General features: G+C 69.1%; 22 protein-coding genes. 13 read left to right on the top strand and 9 right to left on the bottom strand.

Annotation, left to right across the window (positions count from 1 at the left end; genetic code table 11):
* A partial coding sequence (locus C1I93_RS13855; protein WP_258378286.1) for a DUF559 domain-containing protein occupies positions 1-943 on the top strand: 943 nt, incomplete at its 5' end.
* 80 nt (positions 944-1,023) lie between these two features.
* Positions 1,024-1,590, top strand: coding sequence for a hypothetical protein (locus C1I93_RS13850; RefSeq protein ID WP_212808502.1), 567 nt, complete (start codon positions 1,024-1,026; stop codon positions 1,588-1,590).
* A 76-nt stretch (positions 1,591-1,666) separates the two neighbouring features.
* Here the strand turns inward: C1I93_RS13850 and C1I93_RS13845 are convergent, their stop codons facing one another.
* Both C1I93_RS13845 and C1I93_RS13840 read right to left on the bottom strand, forming a co-directional pair.
* Positions 1,667-1,945 carry a hypothetical protein gene (locus C1I93_RS13845; protein ID WP_223256269.1) on the bottom strand — a complete coding sequence of 93 codons (279 nt, stop codon included), beginning with the start codon at positions 1,943-1,945 and terminating at the stop codon, positions 1,667-1,669.
* A complete protein-coding gene (locus tag C1I93_RS13840; protein ID WP_223256270.1) occupies positions 1,942-2,220 on the bottom strand; it encodes a DivIVA domain-containing protein in 279 nt (92 codons plus the stop codon). The genes C1I93_RS13845 and C1I93_RS13840 overlap by 4 nt, the downstream gene beginning before the upstream one ends.
* Before the next feature lie 307 nt (positions 2,221-2,527).
* Here C1I93_RS13840 and C1I93_RS13835 point away from each other — a divergent pair, with 307 nt between their 5' ends.
* From C1I93_RS13835 to C1I93_RS13800, 9 genes are all read left to right on the top strand, one after another.
* Positions 2,528-2,767, top strand: coding sequence for a winged helix-turn-helix domain-containing protein (locus C1I93_RS13835; RefSeq protein WP_111243685.1), 240 nt, complete (start codon positions 2,528-2,530; stop codon positions 2,765-2,767).
* A gap of 72 nt (positions 2,768-2,839) precedes the next feature.
* Positions 2,840-4,318: a Fic family protein gene (locus C1I93_RS13830; RefSeq protein ID WP_181445162.1), complete on the top strand. Its 1,479-nt coding sequence runs from the start codon at positions 2,840-2,842 to the stop codon at positions 4,316-4,318.
* A gap of 59 nt (positions 4,319-4,377) precedes the next feature.
* Positions 4,378-5,025: a DUF433 domain-containing protein gene (locus C1I93_RS13825; protein WP_111243681.1), complete on the top strand. Its 648-nt coding sequence runs from the start codon at positions 4,378-4,380 to the stop codon at positions 5,023-5,025.
* On the top strand, positions 4,988-5,221 hold the full coding sequence (locus C1I93_RS33100; protein WP_181445161.1) for a PIN-like domain-containing protein: 234 nt from the start codon (positions 4,988-4,990) through the stop codon (positions 5,219-5,221). The genes C1I93_RS13825 and C1I93_RS33100 overlap by 38 nt, the downstream gene beginning before the upstream one ends.
* Positions 5,222-5,473: 252 nt before the next feature.
* Entirely contained in the window at positions 5,474-6,568 is a 1,095-nt protein-coding gene (locus C1I93_RS13815) for a helix-turn-helix domain-containing protein (RefSeq protein ID WP_111243679.1), read from the top strand.
* A complete protein-coding gene (locus C1I93_RS31195; protein WP_146603495.1) occupies positions 6,565-6,936 on the top strand; it encodes a PIN domain-containing protein in 372 nt (123 codons plus the stop codon). The genes C1I93_RS13815 and C1I93_RS31195 overlap by 4 nt, the downstream gene beginning before the upstream one ends.
* Positions 6,937-7,001: 65 nt before the next feature.
* The gene (locus C1I93_RS13810; RefSeq protein ID WP_223256271.1) at positions 7,002-7,373 is read left to right on the top strand and encodes a hypothetical protein; all 372 of its coding nucleotides are present in this window, start codon (positions 7,002-7,004) and stop codon (positions 7,371-7,373) included.
* A gap of 151 nt (positions 7,374-7,524) precedes the next feature.
* Positions 7,525-9,714: an EAL domain-containing protein gene (locus C1I93_RS13805; RefSeq protein WP_111243678.1), complete on the top strand. Its 2,190-nt coding sequence runs from the start codon at positions 7,525-7,527 to the stop codon at positions 9,712-9,714.
* Positions 9,711-10,034 carry a hypothetical protein gene (locus C1I93_RS13800; RefSeq protein ID WP_111243677.1) on the top strand — a complete coding sequence of 108 codons (324 nt, stop codon included), beginning with the start codon at positions 9,711-9,713 and terminating at the stop codon, positions 10,032-10,034. The genes C1I93_RS13805 and C1I93_RS13800 overlap by 4 nt, the downstream gene beginning before the upstream one ends.
* A gap of 231 nt (positions 10,035-10,265) precedes the next feature.
* Here the strand turns inward: C1I93_RS13800 and C1I93_RS13795 are convergent, their stop codons facing one another.
* From C1I93_RS13795 to C1I93_RS13765, 7 genes are all read right to left on the bottom strand, one after another.
* Positions 10,266-11,813, bottom strand: coding sequence for a pectate lyase family protein (locus tag C1I93_RS13795; protein WP_111243676.1), 1,548 nt, complete (start codon positions 11,811-11,813; stop codon positions 10,266-10,268).
* 108 nt (positions 11,814-11,921) lie between these two features.
* Positions 11,922-13,274: a pectate lyase family protein gene (locus C1I93_RS13790; protein ID WP_111243675.1), complete on the bottom strand. Its 1,353-nt coding sequence runs from the start codon at positions 13,272-13,274 to the stop codon at positions 11,922-11,924.
* 212 nt (positions 13,275-13,486) lie between these two features.
* The gene (locus tag C1I93_RS13785; RefSeq protein WP_111243674.1) at positions 13,487-14,689 is read right to left on the bottom strand and encodes a Gfo/Idh/MocA family protein; all 1,203 of its coding nucleotides are present in this window, start codon (positions 14,687-14,689) and stop codon (positions 13,487-13,489) included.
* Between the two features lie 140 nt (positions 14,690-14,829).
* The gene (locus tag C1I93_RS13780; protein ID WP_111243673.1) at positions 14,830-16,320 is read right to left on the bottom strand and encodes a mannitol dehydrogenase family protein; all 1,491 of its coding nucleotides are present in this window, start codon (positions 16,318-16,320) and stop codon (positions 14,830-14,832) included.
* On the bottom strand, positions 16,311-17,612 hold the full coding sequence (locus tag C1I93_RS13775) for an enolase C-terminal domain-like protein (RefSeq protein ID WP_111243672.1): 1,302 nt from the start codon (positions 17,610-17,612) through the stop codon (positions 16,311-16,313). The genes C1I93_RS13780 and C1I93_RS13775 overlap by 10 nt, the downstream gene beginning before the upstream one ends.
* A complete protein-coding gene (gene uxaC / locus C1I93_RS13770; RefSeq protein ID WP_111243671.1) occupies positions 17,609-19,036 on the bottom strand; it encodes a glucuronate isomerase in 1,428 nt (475 codons plus the stop codon). Before uxaC ends, C1I93_RS13775 begins: the two co-directional genes overlap by 4 nt.
* Before the next feature lie 24 nt (positions 19,037-19,060).
* Entirely contained in the window at positions 19,061-20,389 is a 1,329-nt protein-coding gene (locus C1I93_RS13765) for a Gfo/Idh/MocA family protein (protein ID WP_111243670.1), read from the bottom strand.
* A gap of 236 nt (positions 20,390-20,625) precedes the next feature.
* On the opposite strand from C1I93_RS13765, the gene C1I93_RS13760 reads away from it, so the two are divergent.
* Positions 20,626-21,756: a LacI family DNA-binding transcriptional regulator gene (locus C1I93_RS13760; protein WP_111243669.1), complete on the top strand. Its 1,131-nt coding sequence runs from the start codon at positions 20,626-20,628 to the stop codon at positions 21,754-21,756.
* A gap of 18 nt (positions 21,757-21,774) precedes the next feature.
* Positions 21,775-23,109: an ABC transporter substrate-binding protein gene (locus tag C1I93_RS13755; protein WP_111243668.1), complete on the top strand. Its 1,335-nt coding sequence runs from the start codon at positions 21,775-21,777 to the stop codon at positions 23,107-23,109.
* Positions 23,110-23,215: the final 106 nt, after the last annotated feature.

Raw genomic sequence — 23,215 nt, 5'->3', positions numbered from 1 at the left:
CGTGAATCACGTGCTGCGGAAGTTGGTGGAACGCGGCGGCGGGCTGGTGACCCGCACAGCCGCGGAGCAGGTGGTACCGGCGTGGACGTTGCAGCGTGCCTGCGGCGACGGCGACCTGGTGCGCGTCCTGCCTGGGGTGCTGGTAGCGGCGCACCTGCTGGACGTCACGCGGCGCGACCTTCCGGCCATCACCCGACTCGACCCCCGCTTGGGCCACCGCGCGGTGTGCGCCTGGGCGCAGGGGTGCGGCGCGCTCAGCCACCTCAGCGCCCTCGATGTGTGGGGGTTGCGTCGGCACGTCGCGGGGCAACCGCTGCACCTGAGCGCACCAGCCGAGGCGGGCCTACGCAGCCGGCCGGGGGTGGTGCTGCATCGACGCCTCGGCTTTGCGCCAGAACCCCCGCATGTGGTGACGCGGCGCGGGCTACCGGTTGTCCACCTCGAGCAGGCGCTTGTCGATTCGTGGCCGCTGCTGCCACGCGACGAGCGGCCAGCACCGGTCATCCGGGCGGTCAACGACCGGATGACGACCCCAGGCCGGCTGCGGATGGCGTTGCAGAGCGTGCCGAAGCTGATCGATCGAGCCGCTCTGAAGAAGCTGCTGACCCGGCTCGCCGATGGCTGCCGTAGTCCCCTGGAAATCTGGGGACACGAGCACGTCTTCACCGGCCCCGGAATGCCCGAGTTCCGCCGTCAGGCCCGGATCCGCATCGGACAGCGCACCATGTACCTCGATCTTCTCGCCGAGCGCGAACGCGTCAACATCGAACTCGACGGTGCCACCACCCACGGCAACCTGCGTGATCGGGAGATCGACCTGCGTCGGGACGCGCTGCTGGCGACCGTCGGCATCCTCGTGGTCCGCTTCGCCCACCGCCGCCTGACGCACGAACCCGACGAGGTACGCCGCGAAACGTTGGCCATTCTCGCCCGGCGAGGCTGAGCACACGGACGGTCCGGCCAAACGCTCGTGCGCCGTATTGTCCGCTGGAGGCCGCGAGGCGTGCCCGAATGGAGGCAGTGGTGACCCAGCAGCGTGGGTACTGGCGGGAAAGCGGCGAACGGATAAGTGCGCAGGAAGCGTGGGACGTCTGGGCAGAGCATGCCTACGCCGTCCTGACCGACGTGGCCCAGACGTATCACTCGACGATCACCTACGGTGAGCTCCGCGACAGACTCTTTGCCGCATCGGGAATCCGAACATCGGCCCTGCTGCAAAATTGGATCGGAGAGGTGCTCAACCGGGTGATCCACGAGTCACTCCGTCGTGGTCACCCGCCGCTGTCGGCGCTCGTCGTCCGAGTGGACGACGGGATGGTCGGTGGGGGGTACGACGAGGTGCTCCGGGTCACCGGCGAGCCGCCAGCGGAAGACGAGATGGCGCGGGAGAAGCACGCTGCCGGCTCCCGGCTGGCCTGCTACCGCCACTTCGGGGCATCACTACCTTCAGACGGCGGAGTGCCAGCGCTGGCACCGAAGCTACAGGCAACTGTCGAGCGTCGTCGCGCCCAGGCGCCGCCGCCTCGCCGGCCGGTGTGCCCTAACTGCTTCGTCCAGCTTCCGGTGAGCGGCAGGTGCGACTCCTGCTGACTTGGCCCCCGCGCGACATCTGACGCCCTGTCATCCACATTGACTTGGGCGGTGCGTCCCAGCGCATGATCGAGGATCAACCCGAGCGTGTCGCCGTGGGCTGCCGCGACCTTCGTGGCGGTAGCGTTTGTGACGCTGCGGGGCGGAGGCCGGCGAGTTGGACGTAGATCTCGCGTTTGTCGATCGCCTCGCCGCGCCGGTCCAGCACGTAGCCGGTCAGCCAGATCCAGCCGTGGTATGTCGGCCGGTCGGACACCGACACCACGCGGAAGAGCAGCGCACGGTTCCCGGCGAACTGCACCGACGCGCGACTGTCGATGAGCAGCAGGTCGCCGGGGCAGGGGCGCGCGGTCACCAGTGGCCGGAGTTCGGTGGTCGGCACTCGCGGGCGTGCATGCTCTGCCAGTCACGCAGCGCCCGCTTGAGCCGCTCGTTCTCCTCGGCAAGCTGGCGGACCTGCGCGTGCAGGTCGGTCAGCTCGTCGGCGACCAGCGCCTGGAACTGGCGTACCTCATGGGGGTCGACGCCGCGCCGACGCGGCGTGAACGCCCTGGTCCGCGCCTCGTGCGGGGTCAGCTGGGCCGGGTTGCCGGTCCCGTAGAGGTGGCCACCTCGGTACACCTGGGCCACGTCGATCCTTTCCGGTGCAGCCGGGAGCGAAGGCTCGGTGAGTGGAAGGGCGGGCCGTGCGTGGCCGGCGTCCGCACGGCCCGCCCGGCTCTGCCGCCGCAGCTCCAATCAGCGGTACGACGACAGAGCAGTCCGTTCGGTCGGGACGGGCACCCACACCCGCCCCGACCAGGGGATGAGCCGAACTCGTTGCCACGCGAGAAGCGGCTTCCGATCAACCATATATGCCTAAGTGGAGTCCTCGCAACGCTTAGTTGTCTGGCGAGCGCGTGTCGTGATCAAATTGGCGTGCCACGCGAGGAGTGCCATGCCACAGACACCGGACTACATCCGGATCTCTGACGAGATCGTCAGCGACGTGCGGAGCGGAAGAGTCACGCCGGGGGAGAAGCTGCCCTCGATCGCCGACATGAGCGACCGCTTCGGGGTCAGCTCATCGACCATTCAGATGGTCTACGTTCGACTGGAGGCGCTGCGCGTAATCCGGCGACACCAAGGCAAGGGCATCTTCGTGACCGACCCGAAGACCTGGATGCGTGAGCCCTGAGCGTGCCATCTGTGCGCCGAGGTTCCGCCGGTCGTCGCGGTGATCGGACGGGTGGCGGCTAGGCTCCTGCCCGTGGCACCTGATGTTCCCTGGCGCAGCGTCGAGCCGTTGCCCGCGCTGAATGGCGACGTCGCCGAGCTGCTTTCGGCGACGGACAGTCTCCGTGCCGTCTGGGACGACAATCTCAAGCTCGCGACGCCTGCAGAGATCGAGGCGGCCCGCAAGCGCAGCCTGCGGCGGCACGCCATCGAAACGGGAATCATCGAGCGGCTCTACGCCCTCGACCGGGGCGCGACCGAAGCACTTGTCGCCGAGGGTCTGACCCTCGATGTCGTCGCTGAGGGCGAGTTGACCGAGGACACGCTTGCGGTCATCCAGGACCAGTACTCGGCGTTGGAGTATCTCGCCGAGGCAGCGCGGGGCGACTCCTCGCTGTCTCTGCACTTCATCCGGGAACTCCACGCCCTGGTGACCCGGCACCAACACACCTACGACGCGCATGACCAGTTCGGGCGGGTCGTGCGCGCTTCGCTACCGCACGGCGAGTGGAAGAACCAGCCGAACTCCGTCACGCGGGAGGACGGCACCCGGATCCACTTCACGCCACCCGAGCACGTGCAGGCGGAGATGGAGCGACTCCTCGCCATGTACGAGGAGATGGCCGCGACGGTGCACCCCATCGTGCGGAGTGCCTGGCTACACCACCGCTTCATCCGCATCCACCCGTTCGCCGACGGCAATGGGCGCGTCGCACGGGCGTTGACGCTGTTGGTCCTGCTCCAGGCGCACTACGCACCATTGGTGGTGGACCGGCGTCAGCGCGGTGACTACATCGCCGCGTTGGAGCGGGCCAACGACGGCGACATTCGGCCGCTGGTGCGCTTCTTCGCTCGGCTGGAACGGCACGCACTGACGTCGGCGCTTACCGGCTCGGTGCAGGTCGCGCCGGCGGGTGCCGGGGCGGTGGAGGTCGCTCGCGCATATGCCGAGCGTCTCCAGGTGCTGGTACGCGGACGAGACGGCCAACAGCAACAGCAGACCCGGAAACTGGCTGATGACCTGCATGTCCGACTGATCGACTACATGGGCAGTGTCCGGGGCCAGTTCCTCGACGCCTTCGCCGCCGTGGATCCCGCTGCGGTTGCCCTGGTGACGTCTGCGGCACCTGGGCAGGACAAGGCCGGCTACTGGCGCGCGCAACTCATCCGCACCGCGAACGCGGTCGACTTCTATACCAACCTGCGAGAGGGCAGTTGGTGGGTGCAACTGCGACTCACCGTGCTGGGGCAGGCGATGCGCCATGTCGTGGCCGTGCAGAAGGTGGGCCGTGGAGAGACCGGCGTCCTCGCCGTCACGGCCTTCGCCGAATCGGTGGAGAACCACACGCCGAGCGAGCCGCCCCGACACGTGCCGCTGCTCAACCCCGGCCCCGATGACAGCGTCACGCTCATCTACACCGACTCGGCGACCGACCGCTGGCAGGAGGTCTGCGAATTCGTCGACCAGGCCCTGGCGGCGAGCATCGCCGGCTTCAGCAACAGCCTGGGCTGACCTGTGCGGTGCACTGTGGCAACTACGTGAGTCTCTGATTCGCCGGAGAGAGGTGTGCAATGATCGACAAACTTCATGATGCGCTGCTCACTCCGGCTAACACCGCTCGCTATCTGGGCATACCCCGCAGCACCATGTATTCCTGGCTTGCCGAGAAGGCGGCCGGGGAGCCGCTGGTGCACAGCGTGCAACCGGCAAAGCGGGGATGGCCGTCCGTGCCGTTCGTTGCTGTCATCGAGGCGTACGTCCTGCGGTCCCTGCGCGATCTGAAACTCGGGAAGGACAAGATCCGCGACGTGGCTGCCGAGATTCGCAACATCTTCGGCAACCCTTACGGCTTGGCGGATCGACGGATCGCGACGGACGGCATCGACGTCTTCGTCCAATACGTCGACACCGACGAACTGGCCCGAGCCGGAGACCATCAGATGCCGATCCGAGAAGTGATCGCCGATTACCTGCGGTACATCGTCTGGGACCCCTCCGACGCCTACCCCGCGCGCCTGCGGCTGCGTCAGTACCCGGACACCGCCCAGGTGGTCATCGATCCACGGTTTGGTTGGGGCGCTCCCGTCGTCGCACGCACCAAGGTCCCGGTCGAAGCGGTTGTGGGGATGTGGCGTGCTGGTGAACCGTCTGAAGTCGTTGCCGACGAGTACGGTCTGACCGTTGACGAAGTCGAAGCGGTCGTCCGGGTCGCCGCCTGAATTCTTTGTCGATCGTTGCCTGGGCAAGAGCACGCCCAGAGACCTCAGCGCCGCTGACTGGACTGTGCATCTGGTGACCGATGTCTTCCCTGCTGACGGGCAGTTCACCGGAGACGATGTGTGGGTCGAGTACGGTCTCAAGCAGGGCTGGACTCTGCTCTGCTCACTCAGGACAAGAAGATCCGCAGCCAGGTGAAGGTCCTCGAACTCCTTCGCGCCGCCGGTCTCACCATTCACTGCCTGAGCAGCGCCGAGCTTCCACAGGCGAAGCGAGCCGAACGTTTCGAGCGTCACCGCGACCGGATCTGGCGCTACGGTGCGGAAGGGCCGGCTGGATTCTACGTCGTCTATGAGGACGCCGTCGTCCGACGGTGGCCGTAGACAGCAACCCGGCGACCGGATTTGCGTGCGCGCACGCAAGCGGCGTTGAGTGTGCGATTATCGCACCATGGGTGATGCCTTGGACTGGCCTCTCGTCGGCGAGCAGGTGCGACAGGCCCGCCTGTCGTTGGGGCTCTCGCAGCAGGATCTCGCCGCGATGGTTGACCTCGACCGCACCATGCTGGCCAAGGCCGAGGCCGGCACCCGGCGACTGGATGGCCTGGAACTGTCCCGGCTGTCCCGTGCGCTCAAGGTGTCGATGGAGTACCTGGTCAGACCACGGCCGGCAGTGCTGTCGCGGCGCACGGCACCCTTGACCGAGGAGACCGATACCGAGGCGACCCGAGCATCGGAGCGCCTGGAGATCGCCTTGGTCGAGTGGCTGCGTAACGTGCAGCAGCTGCGAGAACTCGGCGTGCTGCACGTCCGTCCGGTGCTCCGCTATCCGCAGGCCGTGGCGTCCGAGGCCGATGCCCGTCAGGCCGCCCGCTGGTTGCGGCAGCGGTTCGGGCTCGGTGACGAACCGATCGCCAGCATCGTGGACGTCTGCGAACGTGCCGGCCAGTGGGTCCTGGCCACCGATCTGCCGGGAGATGGTGCATCTGTTGTCGACGGAGATCTGGCCGTCGCGGTAGTGAGCACCACGGGAGATCCCGGTCGCCGCCGGGCTACCGCCGCACACGAACTCGGCCACCTGATCATCGGCGACGAATACTCCGCCGATCTTGGCGTCAGTGCCTCGCGGGCGGAACAGGAGGCGACGGTCGACGCATTCGCGGCGGAGCTGCTGCTGCCCGTCCAGGCGGTTGCCGCCGGCCACCCTGATGAATCGGTGCTTAGGGACCGCATCATCAGCTACGCGGCTCGATACCGTACCTCCTGGTTGTTGGCCTTGCGGCAGGCCGAGCAGGCCGGGGTGATCGATGCGCCGACCCGCAGATCCTGGAACCAGGTCCGCCCCACTCGGGCGGAATTCATGGAGGCTCTCGGCTGGGCCCCGCAACCAGACCTCGCATCGGTGCGGGTACCGCCCGCGTATGCACACGCCGTGATGGAAGCGTGGCGAACTCACCGGATCACCGGCGGCAGGGCCGTGGAGTTGATGCATGGCCAGATCACCGAGGCGGACCTACCGGAGGACGACCTGGAGATCGCGCCGTGAGCCTGCCGACGCAGACGGACTCCGTCATCGCTCAACTGGACACGCTCGAGGAGATCCGATGCTTCACGAAATGGGTGGCACGGATTGGCTCAGGTGAGCGTGACCTCGGGGAAGCCTCTGTCGTCGCAGCGGCAGAACTGCGCAGCGGGATCGCCATCACGGATGACCGGAGTGCGACCCAGGTTGCCCGTAGCCACGGTGCACGCGTCCACGGCTCAATCTGGCTACTGGCTGGAGCGTGCCGAGATGGCAAGCAGACCGAGGCTGCTGCCGGGAACGTGATCGACGCCCTACGGGCGACGGGAGCTCGTCTTCCCTGTTCCGGTGCCGAGTTCCCGGCCTTCGCCCGTAAACACAAGCTCCTGTAGGCACCTCGGATTGTCTGCCTCAGCGCGAAGAGTACGCAAAGATCCTTGGAGAAGATCCCCTGAGTGTGCTGCAGCCGCCGAACATCACGCCGCCGCCGGTGCGGCAGATGCGTAACGACGAGTTGGCGGAGCTGGCCGGAAGCGGTGGGCCGTACCGGGGCAAGGCCGTCTTCGAACTGGTCGACCGGGCCAGAGCCGACGACGACGCGGCAAGCAGGCTGGGCGAGTTGAGCCTACTCGCCGCGTTGCGCGGGGACCGGTTGTTCCACTCGGTATCGCTCGCCTGGGCCGCCATCATCGGTCTGCTGGCAGCGGAGACGCCGCACGCCCGCACCGTCGCCTACGCCGCCTTCGCGGCCTTGTCCGCGCCCGACCAGGCCGAATTCCTGGCGTACGTCAAGGCTGACCGGATCGAGGAAGCCCTGCCGCGGCTATGACATCGCGTACTCGGCCGGCACGGTACTTCACCGAGCATTTGACAGGAATCTGACGGTGCGCCGTCTCGTGCGCGCGACCCGATAAGGTCACCCAGAGAGTTGACGACACTTCACATTGTGGCCGCGGGACGGATCGCCTCGGGGGTGTGCGATGGCGCCGAGCAATCGACAGGCCGTTCTGATTGGGGTCAATCAGTGTGGCTACGACGTGCAACTACCGGCCCTACGGTACGCCGAGAGCGACGCGCAGGACCTGCGGGCCGTCCTGCTCGATCAGGACTATGGCACCTTTGACGACGGTGCCGTCAAGATGTTCATCGGGGCCGAGGCCAAGTGGCGTGAGGTCAAGGCGTACCTGCGGGAGATCGCCTTCAGGTCTCGGCCGTCGGACGTCCTGCTTGTCTACTTCGCCGGTCACGCGTTGGTGCCGGAATGGAACGACCAACTCGACGCGTACCTGGTGACCGCCGATCTGGACCCAGAGGTGCTACCCCGAGAGCCGGACAACGGGTTGCGCATGTCGTTTCTCAAACGGGATGTCTTCGAGGCGTTCGCGGGCACCTCGTTCCTGGTGCTGGACTGTTGCCAAGCCGGCATCTACGCCGACGCCGATCGGCGGCACGCTGCGGCAATGGAGACTTACCGGACCCAGGTCGACCGGCACAGCGCCTTGCTGGCGTGCCCCAGGGGCGCAGTGGCCCGGGAGAATCCGGACTACGGGCACGGCGTCCTGACCCATCATGTTCTGCGGGCGCTGCGGGGCGAAGCGGCGGACGAGGCCCGCCGTGTGTCGTTCGCGCGGATGGCGGCCTTCGTGGCGGAGCAAGGTATCGACCCGCCGCCAGCGCAGTGGGTGAAGACCTATGGACCGGCCATACCTCTGACCCAGCCACCGGTGTCGCGGCATGACCGGCAGGCGCTCAACACGATGGCCAATCCAGGCATCGTCGGGCCCTGCAAGAATCCGCTCGAAGACCACGGCAACTCGATTACGCAACTACTCGGCCGGATATTCAGAAGCGGGAGCCGCCCGCATCACCACGCCCAGCACGGCGGCCATGGCGAGCGCGTGGAACTCGTCCGGTATGCCGTCGATGCGGATTCGGTGGCAGTGGTGGAGTTCGCCGGGGACGACGTCAGCGTTTTGGACAAGACCGCGCGGTTCGATAGAGAATTGCTGCGCCCGATGCTGGAACTTGCCGCCGATGAGGCCGTGCAGTACCGCACCTCGATGCCCGGCCACGTGGTCACCGAAGGTGTCCGGCGGCGCATGCTCTGCGTACCCGTCAAGTACGTGAACGAGCGGATTGTCGCCCTCGTGGTAGTCGACCCGGCCCCTGCGCAACTGGAGATGGGGGAGCCGTTGGCGGTGATCCTGCGGGCGGTGTGGGACTCCGATCCGGTCGCCGATCCGGTGGAGTCGGAGATGGCCGTGATGACGGCACTGCGCACCGCCTTTGGGCGCCTACCCACGCCGGTCTACGAGTACGCGTTCACCATCTATCAGAAGCTCATCGACTCGATGACCATGGTCTTTCAGCCGGTCGTGGAGCTGAGCAGACATCCTGCTGGAGTTGGCGTACACAGCTTCGAGGCGTTGGCCCGTCGCAACGAGCGAGAGATCAGCGCGCCGCTGGCGGCTCTGCGGATGGCGTACGACTGGGGCGACCGGTTCATCATCGAACGCGACGCACTGCTCGTCTCGAAGGCCATCCATTCGTACGCCGAAGCCGCTGCGGCCGCCGGCTGGCAGGGAATCAAACCACTGTCAGTGAACGTGGCGGTCCGCTCCCTGCTCCGTGACGCCTACTTACAGCAGGTCAGCAGGGCCCTCGCTGAGGCGGATGTCAATCCGCGAATCCTCACGCTCGAAATCTCCGAGCAGGATCCCATCATGCCCGGTCCGGGTGAGGACTGGCCGCAGAAGCCCTTGGACTACTTCCACCGCAGGCTCACCGAGTTGGCCACAAAGTTACACATCAATTTTGCGGTCGATGACTTCGGGGTCGGACACGCATCACTGGCGCGGATGGCCGAACTGCGGCTGACCCAGATCAAGGTTGATCGGGCGGTGCTGCACCACCCGTTGGCGGTCGACGAGTTGCGGCTGGTGGCGAAGGTGGCGCGATATGCCCGAGACCAAGGGGAGGCTCCACACCCGCGGGCCGTTGTGGTCGAGGGTTACGACGAGGAAGCGCCGGTCACCCTGAAACAGATCTGGGATGTCGGCATCCACCACGTTCAGGGGTACTTCTGCAACGCGGTCGCCTCGACGAGTCTGCGCCCCCTGGACCGGGATGTCCAAGAGGAAATCGCCTTGCAGGTCAAAGGAGAACGATGAGTGTCGTCAAGCTGAAGTTGCCGCCGGACGTGCTGGATGAGATCGACCTGCCGTACGAGGGCATCCGTGGCGCGGACGCCATCACGCTGGCCATCGAAGGGGTTGCCGTGCTGGCCAACCTGGCCACCCTCGCCACCGTGCAGCCACAGTTGAGCGCGCTGGTCGTCGCGATCCGCAACTGGCGGTTGCGCGACGACCGGCCGACGGTGGTACTGACGGTCAGAGGTCGCGGCATCGACATTCGGGTCGACCTGCCCCGGAACGTCAATACCGCAATGCTGCTCGAATGTCTGCAACCGCTGTTCGAAGAGCGTGGATGACCTGACGGCATCCCTGGCCCGCAGATTCTGCCGTACGACGTGGCGACCGCGCCCACCCGCGCACCTTCCTGCCCGACCTTGGCCTGTCGCACCTACCGCCTTTGCTCTGCTTCACTCCACGCGACAAAAACCGGTCGGAACCGTTGCGTGGGTTGAAGCAGAGCAAAGCGTGGGGGAGAGACAGTGGTGGGGGCCGTCGGGACGGACGGCCCCCACCTCACGCACGGGTGTTTAGCTGGCGTACGTCTCGAACTCGGCTACCCGGGGGGCGCCGGACGAGCTGGTGATGTCGAGCGTGATTTTGCGGAGCGAGGTGGCGGTGAAGCTGATCACGCCGGCGGTGCTGCCGGTGGCTAGCACGGCGCCGGTGTCGTGGTTGAGCAGCCGCCAGGAGCGGATGCTGCCTACCGATCCGGACGCCTCCCGGATGTTGACCCGGGAGACCCTGGTGGCGGTGCCCCACTTGATCGAGATCTGGCCGGTGGCGCCGGACGGTCCCCAGGCGGTGCCCATGTTGCCGTCCCGCACGTCGCCGTAGCTGGTGCCGCTGGCCTTGCTGGAACCGTCGGAGTCGGCGCCGATGCTCAGGTTGGTGCCGCTCGGTGGCGTGGTCGGTCCGGGCGTCGGGTTGTTGGTCGGCCCGGAGGTGGGGTTGTTGGTCGGGCCGGTCGTCGGGTTCGTCGGCGTGCAGTTGCCGTTCGAGGTCCGGATGCCCTTGTTGGCGCCGGCGGTCTGCCGGACGATGTCCGGCACGCAGTTCGCCCCGTCCAGGCGGAAGGAGTACGGGATGCTGACGCTGGTGTTCGACGTCGGGTTGGGGCCCGCGGGGTTGGTGTCGCCGCTGCGGGCGGACCAGGTCACGCGGTCGAAGATGTTGCCGCTGACCTGCCAGTAGCCGGCCTCGCTGGTGTAGAAGGTGCCCAACACGTCCTTGGAGGTCTGGAAGTAGTTGTTGTCCACCCTGGCCCGACCGCCGGCCCGGGAGTTGATCCCGGATTCCCGGATGTTGACGTAGTGGTTGTTGTAGATGTGGGCGATGCCGCCCCGCAGCAGCGGCACCCGGGAGTCGAGGTTCTCGAACAGGTTGTTGTGGTAGCTGATGTAACCGTTCGAGCGGTCGCTCTCGCTGGAACCGACCAGGCCGCCGCGACCGGAGTTGCGCATGATGCTGTACGACAGCGTCACGTACTGGGTGTCGTCCTTCATGTCGAAGAGGCCGTCGAAGCCCTCCGACTCGCCACCCGACGCCTCCAGGGTGACGTGGTCGACCCAGACGTTGCGGACGCCGGACTCCATCCCGATGGCGTCGCCGCCGTTCGAGGTGGGGGAGCCGGACTTCTTGACGTTCCGGACCGTCACGTTCTGGATGATGATGTTGCGGGCCTCGCGGATGTGGATGCCGATCTGGTCGAAGACCGCGCCGTTGCCGACCCCGAGGATCGTGACGTTGCTGATCTGCTTCAGCTCGATCACGTCGGCGGCGGTGTTGCAGCTGCCGCCCGACACCTTGGTGGTGTTGCCGTGGTTGATGGTTCCCTCGACCTGGATGGTGATCGGGGTGCTGCTGCTGGCCCGGTTGCACAGGGCCGCGTGGATCTGGGTGCCGGTGGTGGCGCGTACGGTCTGCCCGCCGGCACCGCCGGTGGTGCCGCCGTTGCTGGCCGCGAAGCCGGTGGCACTGCCGACGGCGGCTGACGCCTGGGGCGTCATGACGGCCACGCAGACTGCGGCCCCCACTCCTGCCGTGGCCAGTGCTGCCAGGATCCTGAGTCGTTTCATTCTTGTCTCACCTCGTCCTCTTGCGGTGGTGGTGAAAGGAGGGGCCCCCTGTTAACGCCTCAGGTATAGGAAGGGCCCCCTTTTAACAGCGGTGCGGCCGCTGACGGGCTACAGCGGCAGTCGGTCGGCGCCGGCGAGCGGGCCGACCACGAGCGGCACCAGCGGGGCCGGCAACACCGGGCCGTGGCGCAGCGCCGGGGTCCACCCGGCGTCGGGCGACAGGTCGGGATCGCGTACGGCGTTGTACGCGCTCACCAGGTCGACCGGACGTGCGGGCCCACCCGCTGGCCTGACCCAGTTGCCCCGGGTGGTGATGGCGGTACCGCCCCAGTCGTAGAGCAGATCGGCGGCGCTGAGGCCGGCGCCCAGGGTGAAGTGGTTGTTCTCGGCGTACACCGCGGACTGCACGCCGACGCCGATGGCGTACTCGTAGCCGTCGCCGCCGAGCCGGTAGGCGTTGTTGTAGATGTCGACCTGGCCGAAACGCACCCGGGGCAGCCGTTGCAGCGACCCGTCGAACAGGTTGTGGTGCAGCGTGACCTTGAGCCGGTCCACGTCCGGGCCGACGGTGTTGGACGAGCCGATGAGCATCAGCTTGTCCCGTCCGTCGAACCGGTTCCAGGAGGCGGTGACCAGGCTGGCGGTGTGGGTGATGTCCAGCGAGCCGTCGTGCACCTGGTAGGGGCGGCCGAAGTAGCTCGGCTGGGCGCTGTCGGGGTTGTCACCGTCGGTGAAGGTGTTGTGGTCGACCCACACGTTCTCGCTGCGGCGTACCGAGATCTGGTCGTACTGGGAGTTCCAGTTGCCGGTGTCGCCGTCGGTGGGGGACCAGGCCGGGAAGCAGTCCCGGGCGTCGTCGAAGGTGATGTTGCGGACGATGACGTTCGAGACCCGGTCGATCATCAGGGTCATGCCGGTCAGCCGGGCGCCGCGCAGCCCGATGATCGTGGTGTTCGCGCCGACGTTGATCTGGGTGTGCCGGGTCTGGTTGGCCACCGACCGGACCCGGGCCTGCTCCACCGGACCGCTGGGCGTCGTCCGTCCCCAGACCGCCGGATCGTACGCGGCCAGGTAGGCGTCCAGCGAGTAGCCGGGATCGGCGAGGTCGGTGCAGTCGAGCAGCCGGCCGTCGGTGCCCTCGAATCCGTCGATCGTGCCCTTGACGTACACGATCTTGGGGGTGGCGTTCGTGGCGTTGCTGGCGTTGTTCCCGCCGAGCGCGGCGACCAGTTCGGTGCGGCTGGTGACCACGTGGATCTGGTCGGCGGTGGCCGCCGCGCCGCCGGTGGTGCCCGGCCCGGCGGCGGCCCAGCCGTCGCCGGCCGGTAGCTGCTGCTTGCCGAGTTGCCGGGCCAGCGGAGACAGACCGCCTCCGCCGGCTGGCGTGTGGGCGGCTGCCGGGGCGGGTGCAGCGGTCAGGGTGAGCATGATCAATGCCGCGCCCGCGGCGAGTTTGCGCATTGACTGTTCCCGTTCCTTCGTCGTGTTTCTTCTTGGTGACGAAGGTTACGGTGATTGTTTTATCTGGGTCAATATGAATGATGTGCAGTTTTGTTGCAGTAATTGATCTCGGCCGCTATTGCCCCGACCGATTCAGGTCAGGAAACCACTGGTCATCGCCTTGGCGACGGCCACAAATGGGCCGTCTGTTTGCAGTGGCTCTGCGGCGTCTCCTATTCTGTCGGCTCCTGCTGCGGCGCAGGTGTCGCCGAATCCGTGCACCATGGCTCGACCGCCCACGGCACGCCCCACTCCGACGGCAACGCGCCCTGCTCGGCGGCCCGCCGCAGCACGGCGTTGACGCCTCGGATGCGCAACACCCGTTGCGGGCCCGCCCCGACGACGTCGACCAGGTCGCCGCCGAGCAACGTCGGTTCGGGCGCCGCCCGCAGGGCGGTCAGTACGGCGGTGAAGGCAGCCGTACGGGCCAGCGGAGCGATGAGCGGCACGGTGGGATCGCCGCGGTGCGCGAGCAGGTTCTCCAGCAGCCCCCGTCGGCCCGGGATCTCACTCGCCGTGTCGTCCCCGGGCAGCAGCAGCCGGTCTGTCGGGTACTCCAGCACGGCCCGGCCGGCGCTGCCGGTGACGATCACCTCGCCGGCGATGAAGTCCTCACCGGCGAGCGTCACCGCGGCCACGATCGGCGGTCCCTGGTGGGGGCGGACCCGCAGCACCGCGGTGTCGTCGACCTCGATCGGGCGGACCCGGTACCGCTCCACCTCAATGGCGGCCGGCTGCACCGGTTCGCCGGTCACCGCCTCGACCACCGCCAGGCACTGCATGACCGCGTGTGCGAGCGGGTTGGCCAGCGCGCCGTCGAGCACCGGGTGGCCGTCGAGAAACCGGCGCCCGGCCCACGGCGCGCGGGCGTAGTAGGCGTCCGGACGCTGCCAGGCGGCGACCGTGGCGATGCCGGTGACCGTACCCAGCCGGCCGGCCGTCACCGCGTCGGTGAGCGCGGTGAGCGCCGTCGAGCCGAGGGCCTGGAAGCCGACCTGCGCCACCCGGCCGGTGCTGCGCAACAGCTCGGTCAACGCCTCGTGTTCGGCGGTGGAGAGCACCGGCGGCTTCTCCAACAGCAGGTCGGCACCGGCGGCCACGGCGTCGCGGGCGATCGGTAGGTGGGTGTGCGGCGGGGTGCAGATCACCACGATGTCCGGGGCGACCTCGGCGAGCATCGTACGGTGATCGGTGAAGACCCGCGTGTCGGCCGGCACCGGTGCGGCCGGTTCCGGCTCGATCGGCCGGGTGTCCACGAGCGCGACCAGCCGCAGCCGCCCGGCGTCGTGCAGGGGGCCGATCACCCGGCGGTGCCAGCGGCCGTGACCGTTCGCCCCGACCAGCGCCACACGCGGTACGCCCTGGGCGTTCGGCATGCCCGACGCGCTGCCTGCGCTGCCTGCGCTGCCTGCGCTGCGTGCGCCTGCGCTGCCGGCGCTGGGCGTGCCTGGGCCTGGGGTGTTAACAGGGGGCCCTTCCTCTACATCAGGCGTTAACAGGGGGCCCCTCCTTTCACTCATGTGGTGCCGGCCAGGGTGGCGGGGACGCCGTGGGTCTGCAGGTCGGTGAGCCAGGCGGTGACGTCGGCGCGGACCTGGGTGTCGGCGGCGACCTCGGGCGGCACGATGTCGTCGAGGGCGAGGATGGCGTCGACCGCACCGGCGGGGGTCTGCGGCGCGGCGGCCAGCGCGGCGCGGATCCGGTCGGCGAGCGGGTCGTCCAGCGGCAGGGGGTGGCCCTCGTCGCTGGTGCCCTGGGCGAACCTGATCCAGGCGGCCAGCACCAGTGTGGCCCAGTGCGCCGGGCGGCCGGCGGCGCGCAGGTCGGCGACCGTGTGCAGGATCCGCTGCGGCAGCTTCTGCGAGCCGTCCATCGCCACCTGGAGGGTGCGGTGCCGGATCTCCGGGTTGGCGAAGCGGGCCAGCACCTGCTCGCCGTAGTCGACCACGTCGACGCCTTCGGGTGGGCGGAAACTGTTCGCTACGTCCTCGGCGATGAGCCGACGCAGCACCGTGGCCAGGTGCGGCAGGGCGAGGGCGTCGGCGATGGTCTCGCAGCCGGCGAGCGCACCGAGGTACGCCGCGGCCGAGTGCACCCCGTTGAGGGTCCGCAGTTTCAGCCGCTCCCACGGTCCGGCGTCGGCGCAGAGCACCGCGCCGGCCCGATCCCAGGCGGGCCGACCGCCGGGGAAGTCGTCCTCGATAACCCACTGGGTGTACGGCTCGGCCGCCACCGCGGCCAGGTCCTCGACGCCGAGCGCGTGCCGGGCCGCCGCCAGGGTGTCCGGGGTGCTGGCCGGGACGATCCGGTCCACCATGGTGCCGGGGAACCCGACCTGGGTGGCCACCCAGTCGACGAGCGGCTGCGGGGTGCCCGCGTACGCCAGGGACTGGGTGATCAGGCCGCGCAGCCGGCGGCCGTTGGCGGGCAGGTTGTCGCAGCTGACCAGGGCGATCGGTCCGGCGTCGGCAGCGGCGCGGGCCAACAGCCCGCGGACCAGCAGCCCCGGCACGGTGGTCGGCGGCCGGTCGCCGGTCAGGTCGGCCACCAGCGCCGGGTCCGGGCGCAGCGTGCCGGCGGCCGGGTCGAGCTGGTACGCCTTCTCCGTCACCGTCAGCGTGACCACCCGGATCGCCGGGTCGGCCAGCAGCGCCACCACGGCCTGCGGGTCGGCGGCAGCCAGGCGTACCCCGCTCAGCGCCCCGATGACCCGGGTGTGCCGGTCGGCAGCGGAGAGCGTGCTGACGCTGAACAGGTTGTCCTGTGCGGCCAGGATCCGCACGAGTTCGGCGTTGCGCGGGGCGACCCCGATGATGCCCCAGTCGCCGCCGGCCAGACCCATCGCCTGCTCGGTGAAGACCGCCTGGTGGGCGCGGTGGAACGCGCCGAGGCCCAGGTGCACCACGCCGGCGGGCACGGTGCCGGGCCGCACGAGTGGGCGCGCGTCGGCCGGCAGCCGGCGCAGGGCGCCGAGGCCGAGCCGGGACGCGCCCAGGGTCACCGCCACGTCGGGCCGTCCGGGAAGCGGAAGGTGGCGATCGATTCGGGGTGCATGGTGGCGCTGTAGCCGGGTGCGGTGGGCAGCAGGTAGCGCCCGTCGCGGGTGCGTACCGGGTCGACGAAGTGCTCGTGCAGGTGGTCGACGTACTCCACCATCCGGCCCTCCAGGCTGGTGCCGACCCGCAGGTAGTCGAAGATCGCCAGGTGTTGGACGTACTCGCAGAGCCCGACGCCACCGGCGTGCGGGCAGATCGGCACCCCGAACTTGGCGGCCATCAGGATCTCCGCGAGGACCTCGTTGACGCCGGCGACCCGGCACGCGTCGATCTGCATCACGCCGATCGCCTCGGCCTGGAGCAACTGCTTGAAGATGACCTTGTTGGCGGCCACCTCGCCGGTGGCGACCCGGCACCGGCCGCCGGTCAGCTCGGTGACCGCGCGGGCGATGCGGGCGTGGCCGAGGATGTCGTCGGCGTGCGTCGGCTCCTCGATCCAGTACGGGTCCACCTCGGCCAGCGCGGTCATGTTGGTGATCGCCTCGTCGACGTCCCACACCTGGTTGGCGTCCATCATCAGCAGCGCATCCGGGCCGATCTCCGCCCGGATGATGCGGGCCCGGCGCAGGTCGTCGGCGGGTGGGCCGCCGACCTTCATCTTCATCGCCCGCCACCCGGCCTCGTACGCGGCCCGGGTCAGCGCCCGGACCTTGTCGTCGGGGTAGCCGAGCCAGCCGACCGAGGTGGTGTACGACGGGAAGCCGTCGCGTTCCAGCAGGGCCAGCCGGTCGGCGAGCCCGTCGCGTCCCTTGTCCAGGATGGCGGCTGCCTCGTCGGGGGTGAGCGCGTCGGTGATGTGGGTGAAGTCGATGTTGGCGACCAGCTCCTCGGTGGGCAGCTCGGCCAGGTAGCGCCACATCGGCTTGCCGGCGAGCTTGGCCCGCAGGTCCCACACCGCGTTGACCAGCGCCCCGGTGGCCATGTGGATGACCCCCTTCTCCGGGCCCAGCCAGCGCAGCTGCACGTCGGCGACGAGGGAACGCCAGAACACCACCGGCTCGGCGGCGATCTCGGCCACCGTACGGCCGACCACGTGGTGGGCCAGGGCGCGTACCGCAGCGCAGGTGATCTCGTTGCCGCGGCCGTTGGTGAAGGTGAACCCGGCGCCGGTCGGTCCGTCGTCGGTGGTCAGCTCGACGTAGGTGGCGGAGTAGTCACCCCGGTTGATCGCGTCGGAGCCGTCACCGCTGGCGGCGGTGGGGAACCGCACGTCGTGCACGGTGACGTCGGTGATGGTGGTCATGCGCTCTCTCCGAACTTGAAGACCCGCTTGGGCAGCCGGTACGCCAGGTCGACGATGGTCTCGGCGGCCTCGTCCATGGGCAGCCGGTGCTCGGCGACGAGCCGGGCCAGGAAGCCGGCGTCGACGCGACGCGCCACGTCGTGCCGGACCGGGATGGAACAGAACGCGCGGGTGTCGTCGACGAACCCGGCGGTGTTGTAGAAGCCGGCGGTCTCGGTGACGGTCTCCCGGAACCGGCGCAGCACCTCGGGGGAGTCCAGGAACCACCAGGGCGCGCCGAGCCACAGGGCGGCGTACCCGCCGGCCAGGGGTGCCAGCTCACGGGTGAAGGTGTCCTCGTCGAGGGTGTAGAGCACCACCCGAAGCCGGCTGTCGTTGCCGTACGCGTCCAACAGTGGGGCGAGGGCGTGCACGTACTCGGTGACCTGCGGGATGTCGCCGCCGACGTCGCGTCCGTGTCGGGTGTGCAGCCACCGGTTGTGGTTGCGTACCGCGCCGGGGTGCAGCTGCATGACCAGCCCGTCGTCGAGCGACATCCGGGCGAACTCCATGAGCATGTGTGCCTGGAACGCCTCGGTGTCGCCCGGCTCGGCCCGACCCCGGCGGGCCCGGTCGAACAGCGTCGCCGCGTCCGCGCCGAGGTCGAGGGTGCGGGCGGTGAGATGTCCGTGGTCCGAGGAGGTGGCGCCGGCCGCGATGAACGCCTCCCGGCGTGAGCGCAGGGCGGCCAGGTACCCGGCGTACGTGCCGGTGTCCTCGCCGGTGATCTCACCGAGCCGGTCGACGTTCGCCGACCAGTCCTCGAACGCCAGGTCCACCACGTTGTCCGGACGGAAGGTGGTGACCACCCGACCGCCGGGCCCGCCCCAGCCGTCGGCGGCGAGCTTGGCGTGCCGCCCCAGGTCGTCCAGTGGCGACTCGGTAGTGGCCAGCACCTCGATGTTGAAGCGTTCGAACAGCGCCCGGGGCCGGAAGTCCGGCTCGGCGAGCTTGGCGGCGAGCGCGTCGTACACCTCGTCGGCGGTCTGGGCTGACAGCCGGGTGTGGACGCCGAAGACCTCGGTGAGGGTCTGCTCCAGCCACAGCCGGGACGGGGTGCCCCGGAACAGGTGCCAGTGCTCGACGAAACGCCGCCAGATGGTGCGGCCGTCGGTCTGCACCGGGCTGCCGTCGCGGCTGGGCACGCCCAGCTCGCCCGGGGCGACGCCCTGGCTGAGCAGCATCCGGGTCAGGTAGTGGTCCGGCACGATGAGCAGCTGGGACGGGTCGGGGAAGGGCTGGTCCTCGGCCAGCAGCGCCGGGTCGACGTGCCCGTGCGGGGAGATGATGGGCAGCTGCTCCACCAGCGCGTACAGCTCCCGGGCCAGCGCGCGTTGGCCCGGTTCGGCGGGGAGGAGCAGGTCGGGTCGGGTCGAGGTGGGCACGGGGTGCGGCTCCTGTGGTCGAGGTCAGTCGAGGGTGAGTAGGTCGGCGACCCGCACGGGGGTGCCGGTCTCGAAGGACCGGTTGGCGGCCAGGCCGGTGAGCAGGGCGAGCGCGCCGTCGCGGGCGCTGGCCGCGCGGTGCAGCGGATCCGGTACGCCACCGAAGATCACCTGAGTCATCCGGGCGTCCGCGCCACCGTGGCCGTGCCGGGTGTAGCCGTCGACCTCGATGCGCTGCGGCGGGGACCAGAAGGGGCGCAGGGTCAGCGTGGCCCCACCGCCTTCGGCGGCGGCCTCGGTGCCGTGCAACGCGGCGCCCTTGAGCGCGCCGGCCACGGCCGGGCTGACGAACTCGCTCTCGGTGACCTCCAGTTCGAGGCGTCCCCGGCTGCCGTTGACCATCACCCGGTAGCCCTCCCACGGCGCGTACGCGGTGAGGTGGTAGGTCATCGTCGCGCCGGTGGAGTAGGTGGCCAGCACCGCCATGTCGTCCTCGATGCTCACGCCGGGGGCGAAGACGTTGCGGTCGCGGTGGTACCCGTCGGCGGTCTCGGCGTCGAGGTACAGCTCGCGTAGCCGGGGGTGCTCGGCCAGGCGCAGCGCGAACGGGTCGTCGTCGGCGGCGGGGGAGGCGTGCGCCCGGTCGTAGTCACGGGCGTAGCCGTGCCGTCGACCGTTCTCGCCGTAGAAGAACAGTCGGCCGGCGGCGTACACCTGCACGGGCGTGGCGTCCAGCCACCAGTTGACCAGGTCGAAGTGGTGGCTGGCCTTGTGCACCATCAGGCCGCCGGAGCTGGCCTTGTCGCGGTGCCAGCGGCGGAAGTAGTCGGCGCCGTGGCGGACGTCGAGCAGCCACTCGAAGTGCACCGAGCCGATCTCGCCGACCGCGCCCTCGGCGAGCAACCGTCGCAGCTTTTCGTGCAGTGGGTTGTAGCGGTAGTTGAAGGCCACCGTCACCTGCCGGCCGGTACGGCGTACCGCGTCGAGGATGCGCTGGCATCGGGGCGCGTCGGTGGTCATCGGCTTCTCGGTGACCACGTCGCAGCCGGCGTCCAGCGCGGCCACCACGTACTCGTCGTGCGTGACGTCCACGGAGGTCACCAGGACCACGTCGACCCGTTCCTTGGCCAGCATCGCGCCGAAGTCACGTGCGTGGTAAGTCGGCACCGGCGGGTGGCCCAACTCGCCGAGCCAGCGGTTGTGGGCGTCCATCCGGACCTGGTTGATGTCGGCGAACGCGACCAGGCGCGCGGTGTCGGCGTGGTCGTGGACCAGTGCCCGGACGAACATCTCGGCGCGGGCGCCGGTGCCGACCACGGCGTACCGGGCCGGGCTGCCGGGTTGCGGTGACACCTAACGATCCTCCTCGATCTTTGTGCAAACCTTTGCAGTGAAGTAATCACGAGCGATCCGGCCGAGTCAACGGAGCGTCGTAAATCGGCGTCCTTCGTCCCTGTTTGTCGCGGTTGGAGGGCATGGGAGGAGTGCCGTCGAAACGCAGCTGTAACCAATCGCCGTTGACACTGGAGCAACCGTTTGCATTAATTGGCGGCACCGTGACCGCCGACACATCGATGAAGGGGGCCTGAGTGCCAGTCACCATCCGGGACGTCGCACGGGCCTCCGGCGTGCACATCTCCACCGTCTCCCGCACCTTCTCCGCACCCCACCTGGTCAACCCGGAGACCCGGGTACGGGTGCTGGCCTGCGCCGAGGACCTGGGCTACCGGCCCAACCGCGCGGCGCGGGCCCTGATCACCGGCCGGACGCACAACATCGGCCTGATCATCGCCGACATCGCCAACCCGTTCTTCCCGCCACTGATCAAGGCGGCGGAGAGCCAGGCCCGCCACCGCGACTACCACGTCTTCGTCGCCGACACGAACGAGGACGCCGCCGCGGAGGAGGAACTGGTGCACGCGCTGGCCAAGCAGGTCGACGGCGTGTTGTTGTGCAGCCCGCGGATGAGCAACAGCCTGATCGAGCAGCTCAGCCGCGAGGTGCCGTTGGTAGTGGTCAACCGCCAACTGGCCGGTCTGCCCTGCGTCCTGATGGACGTCGGGCAGGGTGCCCGGTTGGCCATCGAGCACCTGGCCCGGCTGGGGCACCGCCAGATCGCCCTGCTGGCCGGGCCGCGCGGCTCCTGGACCAGTCGGGAACTGCGGCGGGCCGCGGGGGCGGCGGCCCGCGCCGCCGGGGCCGAACTGACCGTGCTCGGCCCGAATCCGCCCACCGAGAATGGCGGGCTGGCCCAGGCGGAGCAGGTCCGCCGGGCCGGCGTCACCGCCGTGCTCGCCTACAACGACCTGATGGCGATCGGCCTCCTCGAGGGGCTCGACGCACTCGGGGTCGGGGTGCCGCAGGAGGTCAGTGTCGTCGGGGTCGACGACATCACCCTGAGCCGGCTCACCCGCCCCAAACTGACGACGGTGGCCACGCCGACCGCGGCCGCCGGCCGGACGGCCGTCGACATGTTGCTGCAACAGGACACCGACTTCCCGCGCACCGGGCGGGGAGGCGGTGCCGCCGCGACTGTCGGCGCTCGTCGTACCACCGCACAGGTAATGCTCCAGACCGAGTTGGTCATCCGCGACTCCACCGCGCCGGGTCCCTACGCCGGCCGGGAAGTCTCCGGTGCCACTGCCGCAGGCCCGGGCCCGCATCGCCGTGCGGACCCGGGCACCTCGGACGTGGTCGCCGGTGACGTGGTCGCCTCCTAACGCCAAGGAGTGAGCGCAATGCACCCCGCAACACACCCCACCAGCGTCCCCGACGGGCGCACCTACCGTACCCTTCTGCCGCGCCGCCGCTTGCTGCGTGGCCTGCTCGCCGCGGTCGTGGCCCTGCCGCTGGTCGGTGCGGCCGCGGCCTGCGGCGACGACGCGGCCGACGGCAAGACCAAGCTCTCCATCTTCTGGTGGGGCGGTGAGGCCCGGGCCCAGCTCACCGCGCAGGCCCTCGACCTCTACACGAAGAAGAACCCGGACGTCACGTTCGAGACGGTCTGGCAGGCCAACCAGGGCTACTTCGACAAGCTGGCCACGCTCACCGCCGGCGGCAACCCGCCGGACATCTTCCAGATCGACGACAACTTCCTGACCGAGTACGCGGCCCGCAACGCGACCCTGGACCTGAAGAAGTACCAGGACTCCGGTGCCCTCGACACCAGCAAGTTCCCGCCCAGCCTGCTCCAGTACGGCGTGGTCGACGGCAAACTCGCCGGCCTTGCCGCCGGGGAGAACACCCAGGGCCTGGTCTACAACAAGACCCTGCTGGACAAGAACGGGCTGCCCGAGCCGACCACCGGGATGAGCTGGGAGGAGCACATCGCCTGGGCCGAGGAGGTCAGCAAGAAGACGGGTGTCCCCGGCACCCAGGACCCGAGCGCCAGTGACAAGGCGTTCTGGGTCTGGCTGCGGCAGCAGGGCAAGGACCTCTACTCCGGCAAGGACCTCGGCTTCACCGTCGAGGACGTGACCAAGTGGTTCGAGCTGTGGAAGGGCGCGCGGGACCGGGGCGCCACCCCGACCCCGGACGTGATCCACGAGGGCAACGCCACCGACATCACCAAGCAGCTCGTGGTGACCGGCAAGGCCGGCACCAGTTGGGTCTGGGTCAACCAGATGCCGGAGTTGAAGAAGAACACCTCCGACGAGCTGGGCGTCATCGCCTACCCCGGTGACCCGAGCGCGCAGTGGGCCCGCGCCTCGATGTACTGGTCGATCTTCCGGGGCAGCAAGAACGCGGACATCGCGGCAGACGTGATCAACTTCCTGGTCAACGACCCGGAGGCGGTCAAACTGCTCGGCACCGACCGGGGCCTGCCGTCCAACATGGACCTGCGGCGGGTGGTCAGCGACGACACCACCGACCCGGCGATGAAGCAGTCCATCGAGGTGGAGAACAAGCTGGCCGAGTCGTTCGGCGAGGCGCCGCAGGTGCCGATCAAGGGGCACAGCGTGCTCCGCTCCGAACTGACCAAGGCCGCCGAGAACGCCCAGTACGGCCGGGCCACGCCCGCCGAGGCCGCCGCCCAGTTCGTGGAGGCCTGCAAGGCGGCGATCGCCTCCTGAACCCGCCGCAGCACCACCCCGGAGAGGAGCAGTTCGTGGCCCTGACCACGGCGCCCGACCCGACCCGCCGCGGCCAGTTTCACCGGTACGGCGATCAGGGCGAAGC

It is taken from the genome of Micromonospora endophytica (genome assembly GCF_003236305.1).
Lineage (GTDB): Bacteria > Actinomycetota > Actinomycetes > Mycobacteriales > Micromonosporaceae > Micromonospora > Micromonospora endophytica.
This window is presented reverse-complemented; position numbering and strand designations above follow the sequence as displayed.

What these genes read in the sequence shown, in the direction of transcription:
- C1I93_RS13835 (WP_111243685.1), top strand. Translation starts at nt 2,528, where the DNA reads ATGCCACAGACACCGGACTACATCCGGATCTCTGACGAGATCGTCAGC.
- C1I93_RS13825 (WP_111243681.1), top strand. Translation starts at nt 4,378, where the DNA reads ATGATCGACAAACTTCATGATGCGCTGCTCACTCCGGCTAACACCGCT.
- C1I93_RS13815 (WP_111243679.1), top strand. Translation starts at nt 5,474, where the DNA reads ATGGGTGATGCCTTGGACTGGCCTCTCGTCGGCGAGCAGGTGCGACAG.
- C1I93_RS13805 (WP_111243678.1), top strand. Translation starts at nt 7,525, where the DNA reads ATGGCGCCGAGCAATCGACAGGCCGTTCTGATTGGGGTCAATCAGTGT.
- C1I93_RS13800 (WP_111243677.1), top strand. Translation starts at nt 9,711, where the DNA reads ATGAGTGTCGTCAAGCTGAAGTTGCCGCCGGACGTGCTGGATGAGATC.
- C1I93_RS13795 (WP_111243676.1), bottom strand. Translation starts at nt 11,813, where the DNA reads ATGAAACGACTCAGGATCCTGGCAGCACTGGCCACGGCAGGAGTGGGG.
- C1I93_RS13790 (WP_111243675.1), bottom strand. Translation starts at nt 13,274, where the DNA reads ATGCGCAAACTCGCCGCGGGCGCGGCATTGATCATGCTCACCCTGACC.
- C1I93_RS13785 (WP_111243674.1), bottom strand. Translation starts at nt 14,689, where the DNA reads ATGCCGAACGCCCAGGGCGTACCGCGTGTGGCGCTGGTCGGGGCGAAC.
- C1I93_RS13775 (WP_111243672.1), bottom strand. Translation starts at nt 17,612, where the DNA reads ATGACCACCATCACCGACGTCACCGTGCACGACGTGCGGTTCCCCACC.
- C1I93_RS13755 (WP_111243668.1), top strand. Translation starts at nt 21,775, where the DNA reads ATGCACCCCGCAACACACCCCACCAGCGTCCCCGACGGGCGCACCTAC.